The 14,035-nt window shown below is 74.0% G+C and carries 11 protein-coding genes; 9 read left to right on the forward strand and 2 right to left on the reverse strand.

The features are described from left to right. Positions 1-38: 38 nt before the first annotated feature. The 4 genes from ABWU78_RS09245 (at position 39) to ABWU78_RS09260 (ending at position 7,237) form a co-directional block, all read left to right on the forward strand. Entirely contained in the window at positions 39-1,718 is a 1,680-nt protein-coding gene (locus ABWU78_RS09245) for a DNA repair helicase XPB (protein WP_253052684.1), read from the forward strand. Positions 1,719-1,933: 215 nt separating this feature from the next. Then, the gene (locus ABWU78_RS09250) at positions 1,934-4,132 is read left to right on the forward strand and encodes an adenylyl cyclase (protein ID WP_353708490.1); all 2,199 of its coding nucleotides are present in this window, start codon (positions 1,934-1,936) and stop codon (positions 4,130-4,132) included. A gap of 142 nt (positions 4,133-4,274) precedes the next feature. Then, entirely contained in the window at positions 4,275-6,335 is a 2,061-nt protein-coding gene (locus tag ABWU78_RS09255; protein WP_353708489.1) for a TPM domain-containing protein, read from the forward strand. Positions 6,336-6,433: 98 nt separating this feature from the next. Next, positions 6,434-7,237, forward strand: coding sequence for a PspA/IM30 family protein (locus ABWU78_RS09260; RefSeq protein WP_353708488.1), 804 nt, complete (start codon positions 6,434-6,436; stop codon positions 7,235-7,237). 79 nt (positions 7,238-7,316) lie between these two features. Here the strand turns inward: ABWU78_RS09260 and ABWU78_RS09265 are convergent, their stop codons facing one another. Continuing rightward, a complete protein-coding gene (locus ABWU78_RS09265) occupies positions 7,317-8,075 on the reverse strand; it encodes a type 1 glutamine amidotransferase (RefSeq protein WP_353708487.1) in 759 nt (252 codons plus the stop codon). Positions 8,076-8,167: 92 nt separating this feature from the next. On the opposite strand from ABWU78_RS09265, the gene ABWU78_RS09270 reads away from it, so the two are divergent. Then, on the forward strand, positions 8,168-8,767 hold the full coding sequence (locus tag ABWU78_RS09270; RefSeq protein WP_353708486.1) for an NYN domain-containing protein: 600 nt from the start codon (positions 8,168-8,170) through the stop codon (positions 8,765-8,767). A gap of 81 nt (positions 8,768-8,848) precedes the next feature. On the opposite strand, the gene ABWU78_RS09275 is transcribed toward ABWU78_RS09270, so the two are convergent. Beyond that, positions 8,849-10,078 carry a winged helix DNA-binding domain-containing protein gene (locus ABWU78_RS09275; RefSeq protein ID WP_439158160.1) on the reverse strand — a complete coding sequence of 410 codons (1,230 nt, stop codon included), beginning with the start codon at positions 10,076-10,078 and terminating at the stop codon, positions 8,849-8,851. Positions 10,079-10,195: 117 nt separating this feature from the next. Between ABWU78_RS09275 and ABWU78_RS09280 the strand changes: the two genes are divergently transcribed. The 4 genes from ABWU78_RS09280 to ABWU78_RS09295 all read left to right on the forward strand — a co-directional run bounded on the left by ABWU78_RS09280 (position 10,196) and on the right by ABWU78_RS09295 (position 14,020). Continuing rightward, positions 10,196-10,933 carry a response regulator transcription factor gene (locus ABWU78_RS09280; protein WP_253052672.1) on the forward strand — a complete coding sequence of 246 codons (738 nt, stop codon included), beginning with the start codon at positions 10,196-10,198 and terminating at the stop codon, positions 10,931-10,933. Then, positions 10,930-12,624, forward strand: a complete 1,695-nt coding sequence (locus tag ABWU78_RS09285) for an ATP-binding protein (protein ID WP_439158161.1) — start codon at positions 10,930-10,932, stop codon at positions 12,622-12,624. The genes ABWU78_RS09280 and ABWU78_RS09285 overlap by 4 nt, the downstream gene beginning before the upstream one ends. Before the next feature lie 247 nt (positions 12,625-12,871). Next, positions 12,872-13,603, forward strand: a complete 732-nt coding sequence (locus ABWU78_RS09290) for an HD domain-containing protein (protein WP_353708483.1) — start codon at positions 12,872-12,874, stop codon at positions 13,601-13,603. A gap of 123 nt (positions 13,604-13,726) precedes the next feature. Next, positions 13,727-14,020, forward strand: coding sequence for a WXG100 family type VII secretion target (locus tag ABWU78_RS09295; RefSeq protein WP_353708482.1), 294 nt, complete (start codon positions 13,727-13,729; stop codon positions 14,018-14,020). Positions 14,021-14,035: the final 15 nt, after the last annotated feature.

Consider the following 14,035-nt stretch of genomic DNA (forward strand, 5'->3'; position numbering starts at 1 on the left):
CCTCGCGCGACCACGGCTCTACCTCGGCAAGGAGACACATGACCGACGGACCTCTCATCGTCCAGAGCGACAAGTCGCTCCTGCTCGAGGTCGACCACCCGCGCGCCGACGACGCGCGCCGGGCGATCGCGCCGTTCGCCGAGCTGGAGCGCGCCCCCGAGCACGTCCACACCTACCGGCTCACGCCGCTCGGGCTGTGGAACGCGCGCGCGGCCGGGCACGACGCCGAGCAGGTCGTCAACACGCTCATCGAGTACTCGCGCTACCCCGTGCCCCACGCGCTGCTCATCGACGTCGCGGAGACGATGTCGCGGTACGGGCGGCTCACGCTCGCGCAGCACCCGACGCACGGGCTCGTGCTCGAGGCGACGGACCGCGCCGTCCTCGCCGAGGTGCTCAAGTCCAAGCGCACCGCCGGCCTGGTGGGCGAGCGGATCGACGACACGACCGTCGTCGTGCACCCGTCCGAGCGCGGCCACCTCAAGCAGGTCCTCGTGAAGCTCGGCTGGCCCGCCGAGGACCTCGCGGGGTACGTCGACGGCGAGAAGCACGCCATCGCGCTCAGCCCGACGACGCCGCCCCGCGCCGAGGGCGAGGAGCCGAAGCCCTGGGAGATGCGCCCGTACCAGGCGCAGGCGGTGGACGGGTTCTGGCACGGCGGGAGCGGCGTCGTCGTGCTGCCGTGCGGCGCGGGCAAGACGATCGTCGGCGCGGGCGCGATGGCGAAGTCCGGGACGACGACGCTCATCCTGGTGACGAACACGGTGAGCGCGCGCCAGTGGCGCGACGAGCTCGTGCGGCGCACGACGCTCACCGAGGACGAGATCGGCGAGTACTCCGGCGCGCGCAAGGAGATCAAGCCCGTCACGATCGCGACCTACCAGGTGCTGACGACCAAGCGGAAGGGCGTGTACACGCACCTCGAGCTGCTCGACGCGCGCGACTGGGGGCTCGTCGTGTACGACGAGGTGCACCTGCTGCCCGCGCCGATCTTCCGCATGACGGCGGACCTGCAGGCGCGCCGCCGCCTCGGGCTCACCGCGACGCTCGTGCGCGAGGACGGCCGGGAGGACGAGGTGTTCTCGCTCATCGGGCCCAAGCGGTACGACGCCCCGTGGAAGGACATCGAGGCGCAGGGCTACATCGCGCCCGCCGACTGCGTCGAGGTGCGCCTCACGCTGCCCGAGTCCGACCGCATGACGTACGCCGTCGCCGAGCCCGAGGACAAGTACCGGCTCGCCGCGACCGCCGCGGGCAAGAACCGGGTCGTGGAGCAGATCGTCGCGCAGCACCCGGACGACCAGGTGCTCGTGATCGGCCAGTACCTCGACCAGCTCGAGGAGCTGTCGCAGCACCTCGACGCGCCGCTCATCACGGGCGCGACGACGGTCCGCGAGCGCCAGCGCCTGTTCGACGCGTTCCGCTCGGGCGAGATCTCGCGGCTCGTCGTGTCGAAGGTCGCGAACTTCTCCATCGACCTGCCGGAGGCCTCGGTCGCGATCCAGGTGTCCGGGTCGTTCGGGTCGCGCCAGGAGGAGGCCCAGCGCCTCGGCCGCGTCATGCGGCCCAAGTCCGACGGCCGCACCGCGCACTTCTACGCCGTCGTCGCGCGCGACACGGTCGACCAGGACTTCGCGGCCCACCGCCAGCGGTTCCTGGCGGAGCAGGGGTACGCCTATCGCATCGTCGACGCGGAGGACCTGGGCGTCGTGCAGTGACGAGGCCCCCGCTCCGTTGAGTGCTGGGGATGTGTCGTCCGGGGCGGTTCTGCCGACAGATCCCCAGCACTCGGCGCACGTCCCACGATGTGAGAGCGCTCCCAGGAAGTTACTGACAAGACAGTCAGTTGTGCCCTAGGCTCCCCGCATCGGCGCGACGTCGCGCCGGCGTCGGCGCGCTGTGCCGGCCCCCTGTTCGAAGGAGAACACCCACCGTGACCCTCTCGACGACCATCCCCGGCGCGGGCAGGACAGCCCGTCGAGCCCGCGCCGCCGGTGCGGGCGTGGCGGCGCTCGCCGTGGCCGCGACGGGCGTGGCGCTTGGCGCCCCCGCGACGGCCGCCCCGGCCACCGACCCCGACCTCGGACCGAACGTCGTCTTCATCGACGACTCGTGGTCGGTGGACCAGATCAACACCTACCTCGCGTCGATCAACGACGAGGCGGAGTTCAGCCAGGACCGGCACGCCGTGTTCTTCGAGCCCGGCGTCTACGGCGACGCGTCCGGCCAAGACGACCCCGCGACGGCGACGGGGATCGTCAACGCGGAGGTCGGCTACTACACCGCGATCGCCGGCCTCGGCGCGCAGCCGGACGACGTGCTCATCAACGGCGCGCTGAGCGTGCAGCCGGTCGTGAGCTGCCCGAACAACCCGTGGAGCTGCCAGGACCCGGGCTCGCTGACGCGCTTCTGGCGCTCGCTGAGCAACGTGGCGATCAACCCGATCCAGCGCCCGGTCGACGAGGACGTGAACCGCCCGTTCCCGGCGGGGATCACCGACCCGCACCAGCTCCGGTTCGCGGTGTCGCAGGCCGCGCCGCTGCGCCGGGTCGACATCCAGGGCGACCTCACGGTCTTCGGCCGCTTCGGCGAGTACGCGAGCGGCGGCTACCTCGCCAACTCGCGCGTCTCGGGCCGCCTCGTGACTGGCTCGCAGCAGCAGTGGTACACGCGCAACTCCGAGGTCGGCACCTGGGACGGCGGCGTGTGGAACATGGTGTTCTCCGGCGTCGAGGGCGCCCCGGCCACGGACTTCGGCCCCCGGCCCGACGGCACCACCGGCAACAAGACGACGCTCGACACGACCCCGCTGAGCCGGGAGGCGCCGTTCCTGTTCCGTGACGGCGAGGACCTCGCCGTGTTCGTGCCGCACGCGCGGACCGAGACGCGCGGCGTCGACTGGTCGACCGACGCCGACGCGGGCCAGAAGCTCTCCCTCGACGCCTTCTTCGTCGCCCACGAGGGCGACTCGGCGGCGGAGATCAACGCGGCCCTCGCGACCGGCAAGAACCTCCTGCTCACGCCCGGCGTCTACCACCTCGACGAGGCGATCCGCGTCGAGAACCCCGACACGGTCGTGCTCGGCCTCGGCTACGCGTCCCTCGCCCCGACGTCGGGCACCGCGGCGCTGGAGATCGGCGACGTCGCGGGCGTAAAGGTGGCGGGCATCACGGTCGACGCCGGACCCGTCGAGTCGGACGTCCTCGTGCGCGTCGGTCCGGCGGACGCGCACGTGGCGGACGCCGCCGACCCGACGACGCTCACCGACGTGTTCGTCCGCGTCGGCGGGCCGTGGGTCGGCAAGGCGACGACGAGCATCGAGGTCAACAGCGACCACGTGCTGCTCGACCACATCTGGGCCTGGCGCGGGGACCACGGCAGCGGCATCGGGTGGGACCAGAACACGGGCGACCACGGCGTCGTCGTGAACGGCGACGACGTGACCGCCACGGGCCTGTTCGTCGAGCACTACCAGAAGAACCAGACGATCTGGAACGGCGAGCGCGGCCGCACGGTCTTCTACCAGAGCGAGATCCCCTACGACGTGCCGAGCCAGGCCGCGTTCATGGACGGCGACCGCACGGGGTACGCGTCGTACCGGGTGGGCGACCACGTCCGGCGGCACGACGCCGTCGGGCTGGGCGTGTACTCGTTCTTCAACCAGGGCGTCGACGTGCGCGTCGCGAGCGGCATCCAGGCGCCCGTCCGCGCAGGCGTGACGTTCCGGTCGATGACGAGCGTCTTCCTCAACGGGTCGGGCGGCATCGAGCACGTCGTCAACGACACGGGCGCTCCCGCCGTCGGCTCGTTCGCGTCCCCGCAGGTCGTGGCGTACCCGACCGACCTCCCCGCGGAGGCCGACGTCACGGTCGAGGCCACGACGCGCTGCCTCGCGGGCACGGCGTACGTCGCGGTCCGGGCGACCAACGGCGGCGACGCGCCGCTCGCGGTGACGCTCTCGACGCCGTTCGGGTCGCGCACCGTCGCGAGCGTCGCCCCGGGCGCGAACGCGTACCAGTCGTTCGCGGTGCGCGCCGCCTCGGTGGCGGCGGGCGACGCTGTCGTCAGCGCGGTCGCCGGAGGCGTCACGAGCGAGGTCAGCGCGCCCTACGCGGCGCTGACCTGCGGGTGACCGACCGCACCGGTCGAGCGTCACGAGGCCCGTCTCCCCGAGAGGGAGGCGGGCCTCCGCCGTCGTGCCGGCCGACGGCGGTGCGCCCCACGGCGCCCCGGCCCCGATTGCGGGACCCCAGGGGCTGGGAAAGGATCGGCGCGTGAGCACGGCCCACCGTCCCTCGCTCCCCCGCGCCGCCGCGGACCGTGGCGCGCGCGCGTCGCTCGCCCTCGTCGCGGCGGCGCTCGTCGCCCTCGTGACCGGCCTCGCCCTGCTCCTCCCCGCCGCGACCGCCCACGCTGTGGCCCCGATGGACGTCGCCGACGAGATCACCGACCCCGACGGCGTGCTCGGCGACCGGACCGACGCGGTCCAGGACGCGCTCGACCGCCTCGCGCAGGACACCGACCTCCAGCTCTTCGTCGTGTACGTCGCGAGCTTCGACGGCATGGACGGCGTCGACTGGGCGAACGCCACGGCGAACGCGTCCGGGCTCGGCGTGGACGACCTGCTGCTCGCCGTCGCGACCGAGGACCGCCGCTACGGGCTCTCCTACGACAACAACGTGTCCCTCACCGACGCCGAGCTGGACCGGATCTCCGCCGCGGTGGAGGACGAGCTGCGGGACGACGACTGGGCGGGCGCCGCGATCGCCGCGACCGAGGTCGCGCGCGGCGCGAGCCAGGGCTCCGGGGGCGTGTCCTGGTTCTGGGTCCTGCTCGGCCTCGGCGTGCTCGTCCTCGTGGTCGTGCTGGTCGTCCGGTCGGTCGCGAAGCGCCGCCGCACCACCCCGGGCGGGGTCCCTGCGGAGGGTGGTCTCGCGGCCCTGCCCACCGACGAGCTCAACCGGCGCGCGAGCGCCGCGCTCGTCGCGATCGACGACGCCGTGAAGACCTCGGAGCAGGAGCTCGGCTTCGCGCAGGCCCAGTTCGGCCTCGAGGCGACGCGACAGTTCTCCGCCGCGCTCGCCGAGGGCAAGCAGAAGGTCTCCGAGGCGTTCATGCTGCGCCAGCAGCTCGACGACGACCGCCCCGAGACCGAGCCGCAGGCCCGGGACGCGATGGCCCGCATCGTCGCGCTGTGCGACGAGGTCGCGGCGTCCCTCGACGCCCAGTCGCGCACCTTCGACGAGCTGCGCGACCTCCAGGCGCGCGCCCCGCAGGTGCTCGACGAGACCGACCAGCGCGCGAGCGAGGTCCTCGCCCGCGTCGAGCCGGCGCGCGCGACGCTCGACGCGCTCGCTCGCACGTACCCGCCGACGTCGCTCGCGTCCGTCGCGCAGAACCCCGACCAGGCACAGGCGCTCGTCGCGAACGCCCGCGAGTCCGTCGCCCGGGGCCGCGAGGCGCTGGCCGGCAAGGACCGGGCCGCGGCCGTGGCCCTCGCCCGGGCGGCGCAGAACGCCGTGGGGCAGGCGGTCACGCTGCTCGACGCCGTCGACCGGGCCGGCGCGGACCTCGCCGAGTCGGGCCCGCGCCTCGACCGTGGCCTCGCCTCGATCACGTCCGACATCGCCGACGCCGGCCGGCTCGCCCCCGCGGACCCCGCCGTCGCCCCGGCCCTCGCGGAGGCGCAGGCCGCCGCGGCCGCGGCGGGGACCGCGCGCGACGGCGGAGACCCCCTCACGGCGCTGCGGCGCCTCACCGAGGCCGAGGCCGCGCTCGACGCCGCGCTCGCCCCGTTCCGTGAGCGTGCCGAGCAGGCAGCGCGCGCGAACGCGCTCCTGCGCGACACGCTGGCACGCGTCGACTCGCAGGTCCGCGCGACGAACGACTTCATCGAGACCCGGCGCGGCGCCGTCGGGCCCGAGGCACGCACCCGGCTCTCGGAGGCGATCCGGCTGCTCGGCGAGGCCCGCGCACTCCAGCCGACCGACCCCGTCGCCGCGCTCGAGCGCGCGCAGCAGGCCGACGCGCAGGCGCAGTCCGCCGCGCAGCGCGCCCAGCAGGACGCGTCGAGCTGGCAGTCGTCGCAGGGCGGCGGGATGTTCGGCGGTGGCGGCGGGAGCAACGTCGGGGGGATGGTGCTCGGCGGGATCCTGCTCGACTCGATCCTGCGCGGCGGGGGCGGCGGCCGGTCCGGCGGGTTCGGGGGCGGGAGCTTCGGGGGCGGGAGCTTCGGGGGCGGCTCCGGCGGCGGCGGCTTCGGCGGCGGCCGGTCGGGCGGGCGCTCGGGCGGACGCTCGTCGGGCGGGCGTTCAGGCCGCGGCGGGCGCTTCTGACCAGACTGCGAGCCCCCCGGACCAGACCGGACCACGGACGAGACGGACCAGCACACAGCACCGACCAGCACGAGACGGCTCATCAGAGAGGGACGACCATGGCGGAGAAGCAGAGCATCTTCGGACGGATCGCGCAGCTCGCCCGCGCGAACATCAACGCGCTCCTGGACAACGCGGAGGACCCGCAGAAGATGCTGGACCAGCTCGTGCGCGACTACACGAACAACATCGCCGACGCCGAGCAGGCCGTCGCGCAGACCATCGGCAACCTGCGCCTCGCCGAGCAGGACTACAACGAGGACGTCGCCGCCGTGCAGGAGTGGGGCCAGAAGGCCGCCGCCGCGTCCACGCAGGCCGACCGCTACCGGCAGCAGGGCGACACCGCCAACGCCGACAAGTTCGACAACCTCGCCAAGATCGCGCTCGGCAAGCAGATCTCCGCCGAGGGCGAGGTCCGCCAGGCCGAGCCGCTCATCGCCTCTCAGCGCGAGTCCGTCGAGAAGCTCAAGTCCGGCCTCGCGATGATGAAGGACAAGCTGGGCGAGCTGAAGTCCAAGCGCGACTCCCTCGTCGCGCGCCAGAAGAGCGCGCAGGCCCAGCAGACCGTCCAGGGCGCCATCAGCTCGATCAACGTGCTGGACCCCACGAGCGAGATCTCGCGCTACGAGGAGATCGTCCGCCGCGAGGAGGCGCAGGCGATCGGCCAGGCCGAGGTCGCGGCGTCGAGCATCGACTCCCAGTTCGCCGAGCTCGAGACGTCCGGCGAGGCCGTCGAGATCGAGGCTCGCCTCGCCGCGCTCAAGCAGGGGTCGTCCCCCGCGCCGCAGGTGTCGCCCACCCAGGTCACGCCCGCGATCGAATCCGGCACCACGACCCAGGACGCCCCGACCTCCGACTGGTGACGGCCCGCGAGACCCCCGGTCCGCCGAAGGAGAAACCCAGGTCGCGCGGGCTCCCCCGCGGAAGGGCCGCGGCGTGAGGTCAGGCCGGGACGCTCCGTCCGACGGTCGTGCGGACCTCGGCGACGAAGGCCTCGGCGAGGCGTCGGCCGCCGTCGAGGATCTCCGGCGCGTGCTCGTCGAACCCGGACAGTGCGGCGGCGGTGTCGACGTCGTCGTACGCGTCGCACCACGCCTCGAAGCCCGCGCGCGCCGTCTCGGGGTGGAACTGCACGCCGAGCGCGGAGCCGAGGCGGAACGCCTGGTAGGGGTACATGTTGGACGACCCGAGCCAGACGGCGCCGCGCGGGAGGTCGACGATCGCGTCGGCGTGCATGCTCGTCACGTACCGCACCGGTGCGTCGCCCGCGGCGAGCGCGGAGAGCACGGGGTCGGCCTCGGCGTCGGCCCGCCAGAACACGCGGGTCGCGCCGGCCTCGCGCCCCGGGGGCGCGGCGACCTGGACCTGGCCGCCGCCGGCGACGGCGAGGAGCTGGGCGCCGAGGCAGATGCCGAGCGTCGGGACGCCGGTCGTCGCGGTCGCGAGCAGGGTCTCGCGCAGCGCGGGGAGCCAGGGCGCGCGCTCGTCGTCGTGCGCGGACATGTGCCCGCCGAGGACGACCAGGCCGTCCCCGACCTCGTCCGCCGACGGGATCGCGTCGCCGTCGTCCGCGCGCACGACCCGCAGGTCGGCGGCGAGCAGCTCGGCGAAGCCGTCGAGCGTGACGTCCGGGGAGTTCTGGACGACCGTGATCCGGACGGTTCCGGTTGCGGCCGTGGCGTCGGTGTCGTACGTGGTCACGAGGTCCGACGGTACCCACTCCGGGGTACCCCGACGCAAACACCCACGTCGTGGACATGGCAGGCGACCGCCGCGCGGATAGGCTGACCAGCATGTCCGACCTCCAGACCCCCGACGGCCGAACGCTGACGACGCCGCGCCGCACCTATCTCGTCGTCGACGGCGAGAACATCGACGCGACGCTCGGCATGAACGTCCTGGGGCACCGGCCCGCGCCGGAGGAGCGGCCACGGTGGGACCGCATCGTGGAGTTCGCCCGTCAGGCCTGGGGCCAGGACGTCACGCCGCTGTTCTTCCTCAACGCGTCGTCGGGCCAGATGCCGATGTCGTTCGTGCAGGCGCTGCTCGCGATGGGCTACCGGCCGATCCCGCTCGCCGGGTCGAGCAGCGAGAAGGTCGTCGACATCGGTATCCAGCGCATGCTGGACGCGATCGTCGACCAGCCGGGCGACGTGCTCCTCGCGAGCCACGACGGCGACTTCCTGCCGCAGGTCGAGACGCTGCTCGAGGACCCCGACCGCCGCGTGGGCGTCCTCGCCTTCCGCGAGTTCGTCAACGTGCGGCTCACCGAGCTCACGGGGCGCGGGCTGCAGGTGTTCGACCTCGAGGACCACGCCGGGGCGTTCACGACCGTCCTGCCGCGCGTGCGCATCATCCCGCTCGAGGAGTTCGACCCGCTGCGCTACCTCTGACCGCCCTGCCGAGTGCCGGGTAGTCGTCGTCGCAGCACGTCCGGGACGACGACTACCCCGCACTCACGGTGGCCGTGGCGCTCAAGCGTGGAGCTCGCGGTACAGGGGCGTCGGGAACGACGCCGTCACGCCGTCGCCGCCAAGGAGCGCCGCGATGCGCTCGGCCTCCGCGGCGACGGCGCGCTCGGCGTCCGACCCCACGTCCTCGAGCAGCCGGAACGCGGGCTCCCCGCCGGGGCGCACGACCCACGCCCCGACGATCCGGCCCTCCCACCAGACCGTCGCGCCGGCGTTGCCGATGGTGTCGAAGACCGCGGCCTTGTGCGGGCCGAGGTACCAGTCGCGCGCGGCCCAGCCCATCGTCGTCGGGTCGAGGGCGGGCAGGAGCGCGACGCTCCCCTCCAGCGGGGCCTCCTCGGGGCCGGGCAGGTCGGTCCCGCGCAGCATCACGCCGGCCTGCGGGGCCGGGTCGTCGGGCGTGCCCGTCTCGACCTCGACGGCGACGACGTCGAGCCCCGCGAGCGCGGCGCGCGTGTCCCGCAGGTTCCAGCCGGTCCACCATGACAGGTCCTTGACCGTCGCGGGGCCGAACACCTCGAGCCAGGACCGGGCCAGCGCCGTGCGCGCGACCGCCTCGTCCATCGCGGGGATGCCGCCCGGGAACCAGTCCTCGACCGGCGACCAGACGTGCCGGTTGGACGACCACGACCCGCGCGGCTCGCCCCGCACGACCGCGCCCTCGGCCGAGAGCAGCGCCGTGAGCGGGGACGTCATGGTGCGGCGCACGTCCCAGGTCTTGGCGGTGGTGGGCAGGAACGCGGTGCGCAGGAGCGGCGCGGCCTTCGACAGGCTCGCGCCGTCCATCGGACCGTGCTCCGCGAGCGCGCCGTGCACCTGGGCCTCGACGGCGGCGAGGAAGGTCGCCGCGTCGTCGACGGGCGGGTCCGTGGGCAGCGTCGCGAGCTGCTTGAGCAGGTGGGCGCGCAGCCGTCGGGCCACCGCGAGCGCCGCGGCCGCGTGCACGACGGGCACCGTCTCGCGCCGCACGACGAACATCGTGCGCCGCATGGCGAGCACCTTGACCAGGGTGCGCCGTCGGAACACGGCGTCGCGGACGTCGTCGAGCACGAGGTCGGGGACGCGCGCGAGGACGGAGAGGTACACGCTCGGGGCGTCGGTGGCGTGCAGGGCGAGCAGCCGGTCGACGACGTCCTCGGGGGTGCGCGCCGCCGGCCGTCCGGGCAGGTCCGTCGCGAGCGCGAGCTGTTGCGCGACGAGTCGCCGCCGCCTCTGGTCCACCGTGATCCGCACGTCCGCCATCCTGCCCGACGCCGCCCACGCGCACCGCGCGGACGGCGTCTCCGGAACGCACCACGGGTGGAGCCCTTTCCCAGGCGACTCCCAGACCGCGGGAGGACACTGGAGGACATGAGCACCACGCCTGAGGCACGCCTCGTCGTCGTCGACGACGAGCCGAACATCCGCGAGCTGCTGGCCACGTCCCTGCGCTTCGCCGGGTTCGAGGTGCACGCCGCCGCGGACGGGCAGAGCGCCCTGCGGCTCGTGCGGGACGTCGACCCCGACCTCGTCGTGCTCGACGTCATGCTCCCGGACATGGACGGGTTCACCGTCACGCGGCGCCTGCGCGAGAAGGGGCAGCACACGCCCGTCGTCTTCCTCACCGCGAAGGACGACACGCGGGACAAGATCACCGGCCTCACCGTCGGCGGCGACGACTACGTGACGAAGCCCTTCAGCCTGGAGGAGGTCGTGGCGCGCATCCGCGCGGTGCTGCGCCGCACGCACGCCGAGCCCGTCGAGGACGCGGTGCTGCGGTTCGCCGACCTGGAGATGGACGAGGACTCGCACGAGGTCCGCCGCGCGGGCATCGACGTCGACCTGTCCCCCACGGAGTTCAAGCTCCTGCGCTACCTCATGCTCAACGCGGGCCGCGTGCTCTCGAAGGCGCAGATCCTCGACCACGTGTGGCAGTACGACTGGGGCGGCGACGCGAACATCGTCGAGTCGTACATCTCGTACCTGCGCCGCAAGATCGACAACCTCACCGTCCCCGGTCCGGACGGCGAGCCCGTCGCCCTCCCGCCGCTCATCCACACCAAGCGCGGCGTGGGCTACCTGCTGCGCCAGCCGCCGACGACGTCATGACGTCCGGCCCCGACCGCACGACGACGGGGTCCCGACCGGTCCCACCGCCCCCTCCCCCGCCCCCCGGGTCGCGCACGGCCCCAGCCGGCCCCGCGCCGTCGGGCACGGGCGACACCTCCGCGGCGGAGGCTCCCTCCTCTCCGGGCGACGGCGGCCCGACGGCGGAGCGCCCCTTCGGCCGACCCGTCCCCACCGAGGGGTGGGGCTGGTTCGCGCGCGTGCCGCTGCGCGCCCGGCTCGTCGCGATCACGGTGCTCCTGCTGGCCGCCGGGCTCGGGCTGGCGTCGGTGGTGACGACGACGGTCGTGTCGAGCTATCTGGTCGAGCAGGTCGACGACCAGCTCAACCGGACGGCGCAGGACCTCGCGAACGAGCCGTTCCAGAGCCTGCCCGGGACAGCCTCGACCATGCCCTCCGACTACTACGTGCTGTATCGGTTCGCGGACGGCTCCGAGGTCGAGCGCAAGACCGACGTCACCCTGCTCCGGTACGGGGTCCCCGACATCCCCGCGCTGTCGGAACCGGAGCTGCGAGCCCTCGACGGCGAACCGTTCACCGTGGATGCCACGACCTCGACTCTCGGGGTGGCCGTCCAGCCGACGCAGTGGCGGGTCATCGCCCTCACACGGCCAGCCGAGGACGGCGCGGTGGAGAGCGCGTTCGTGGCGCTGCCGCTGACAGGCATCCACGAGACGGTGAAGATCCTGGGGCGCACGCTCGCCCTGTCCGCCCTGGGCATCGCGCTCGTCGGCGGCGCGATCGCCTTCCTGGCGGTGCACCGCTCGCTGCGCCCGCTGCGCGAGATCGAGGAGACGGCGGCGGACATCGCGGCGGGCGACCTGTCGCGGCGCGTGCGCCCCGCCCCGCCGACGACCGAGGTGGGCTCGCTGGCCGCGTCGCTCAACGCGATGCTCTCGCAGATCGAGGAGGCGTTCGCGGTCCAGGAGGCGTCCGAGGAGCGGATGCGGCGGTTCGTGTCCGACGCGAGCCACGAGCTGCGCACGCCGCTCGCGACGATCCGCGGCTACGGCGAGCTGTACCGGATGGGGGCGCTCGACACGCCCGACAAGGTCGACGACACGATGGGGCGCATCGAGGACTCGGCGACCCGCATGGGCACGCTCGTCAACGACCTGCTCGCGCTCGCGCGGCTCGACGAGGGTCGACCGCTGCGGCACGAGCCGGTGGACCTCGTGTCGCTCGCACGCGACTCCGCGCAGGACCTGCACGCGCTCGACCCGACCCGGGACGTCCGCCTGGTCGGCCTGTCGGCCGGTGCGCAGGCTCCGGACGCGCTGCGCGTGGTCGGCGACGAGGACCGCCTGCGCCAGGTGCTCGCGAACCTCGTCGGGAACGTCGCGCGCCACACGCCCGCGGGGACGCCGGTCGAGATCGCGCTGGGCACCGTCCGCCCCGCGACGCCCCCCGACGACGTGCCGGACGGCGCCCGCGACACGGTCGCCGTGCTCGAGGTGCGCGACCACGGCCCGGGCGTCCCCGACGAGCAGCGCGGCCGGGTGTTCGAGCGGTTCTACCGCGCGGACTCCTCGCGCAACCGCGCCTCGGGCGGCTCGGGCCTGGGCCTGGCCATCGTCGCCGCGATCGTGGGCGCGCACCGGGGGCGCGTGTCGGTGCGTGAGACGACGGGCGGCGGCCTCACCGTCCGCGTGGACCTCCCGCTCGCCTCCTGACGGACGCACACCCCGTCCCACCTGCGGGTCTGCCCCGGTCCGCACGACGTGACGCGCGGAGGTCGTCGCCGCGGTCCCGAGCCGGCGCCGAGTGCGGCTACGATGGCGGGTCGTCCCGCGAGACCTAGGCTGGTCGTGAGGCCGCGCGGCGACGCGGGGGCCTCCGCGCCAGGTGCCCACCTGGTGACGACGACCTCCGTCATCTCCTCGTGTCCGTCGAAGTGTCCGTCGAAGAAGGCGAAAGTTCATGGGCGTCTACAGCGCCGACGCACCGCAGTGGTTCCTCTCCTCGTTCGTCCGCAGCGCCCGCGGCGCAGGGGCGACCGCCCCGGACGACGAGGTCCGCGCCGTCGGGCAGGGGCTGCTCGACCGCTGGGACCAGCCGGACCGCCACTTCCACAACCGGCGGCACCTCGCCGACGTGCTCGGCCGGGTCGACGAGCTCTCCGAGGAGACCCACGACCCCGACCTGGTGCGGCTCGCCGCCTGGTACCACGGCGCGATCTTCGACGCGAAGGGCCGTGCGACGTACGCGAACAAGGGCGGCGAGGACGAGTCCGCGAGCGCCACGCTCGCGACCGCCGAGCTCACGAGCCTGGGGGTCCCCGAGCCGGCGGTCCGCCGCGTCGCGTACCTCGTGAACGCCCTTGTGCGGCACGCGCCGGACGCGTCGGACTTCGACTGCGCGGTGCTGTGCGACGCCGACCTCGCGATGCTCGCCGCCGAGCCGCAGCGCTACAAGGAGTACCTCAAGGACGTGCGCGACGAGTACGCGCACATCCCGAAGCCCGACTACGTGCGGGCCCGGATCGCGATCCTCACGAAGCTGCTCGACCGCCGCTCGCTCTTCTCGAGCCCGCTCGGCGCGGCGTGGGAGGAGCCCGCGCGGCAGAACCTCGACGCGGAGCTGCAGCGGCTGCGCAAGGAGCAGCGCAAGCTGGCAGAGGCGTCGACGCCGTCCACAGGCCCCGCCTCCTGACCCGTCGTCCACAGGGACGCCGTCGCTGCCCGCAGCGCCCGGCGTCTCCTGGTTAGCGTCGTCGTCGCCCGGCGCGTGTCGGGCACAGGACGGTCCGCGGGCCGACGAGACGACGGAGACGACATGAGCAGGTACGAGGTCGACAGCGCACGGGTGGCCCAGGCGAGCGCGGCGGTGAACGGGTCGGTGACCGCGATCCGGGCCGAGGTCGGCGCCATGATGCGCCACCTCACCGACCTGCAGGCGTCGTGGCGCGGCGGGGCGGCGACGTCGTTCACGGGCGTGATGACGCAGTGGCAGACCACGCAGAACCACGTCGAGCTCGCGCTCGACGACATCACGGCGGCGCTCGGCGCGGCCGCCCAGACGTACGCGGACGCCGAGTCGCGGGCCGCGCGGCTCTTCACGACGCGTTAGGCGCCGGCGCGCCGG

Source organism: Cellulosimicrobium sp. CpK407 (genome assembly GCF_051844275.1).
Classification (GTDB): Bacteria; Actinomycetota; Actinomycetes; order Actinomycetales; family Cellulomonadaceae; genus Cellulosimicrobium; species Cellulosimicrobium cellulans_G.

Excerpts from the sequence above, each read along its gene's own strand:
- ABWU78_RS09245 (WP_253052684.1), top strand. The coding sequence starts at position 39 with ATGACCGACGGACCTCTCATCGTCCAGAGCGACAAGTCGCTCCTGCTC.
- ABWU78_RS09260 (WP_353708488.1), top strand. The coding sequence starts at position 6,434 with ATGGCGGAGAAGCAGAGCATCTTCGGACGGATCGCGCAGCTCGCCCGC.
- ABWU78_RS09270 (WP_353708486.1), top strand. The coding sequence starts at position 8,168 with ATGTCCGACCTCCAGACCCCCGACGGCCGAACGCTGACGACGCCGCGC.
- ABWU78_RS09280 (WP_253052672.1), top strand. The coding sequence starts at position 10,196 with ATGAGCACCACGCCTGAGGCACGCCTCGTCGTCGTCGACGACGAGCCG.
- ABWU78_RS09285 (WP_439158161.1), top strand. The coding sequence starts at position 10,930 with ATGACGTCCGGCCCCGACCGCACGACGACGGGGTCCCGACCGGTCCCA.
- ABWU78_RS09290 (WP_353708483.1), top strand. The coding sequence starts at position 12,872 with ATGGGCGTCTACAGCGCCGACGCACCGCAGTGGTTCCTCTCCTCGTTC.
- ABWU78_RS09295 (WP_353708482.1), top strand. The coding sequence starts at position 13,727 with ATGAGCAGGTACGAGGTCGACAGCGCACGGGTGGCCCAGGCGAGCGCG.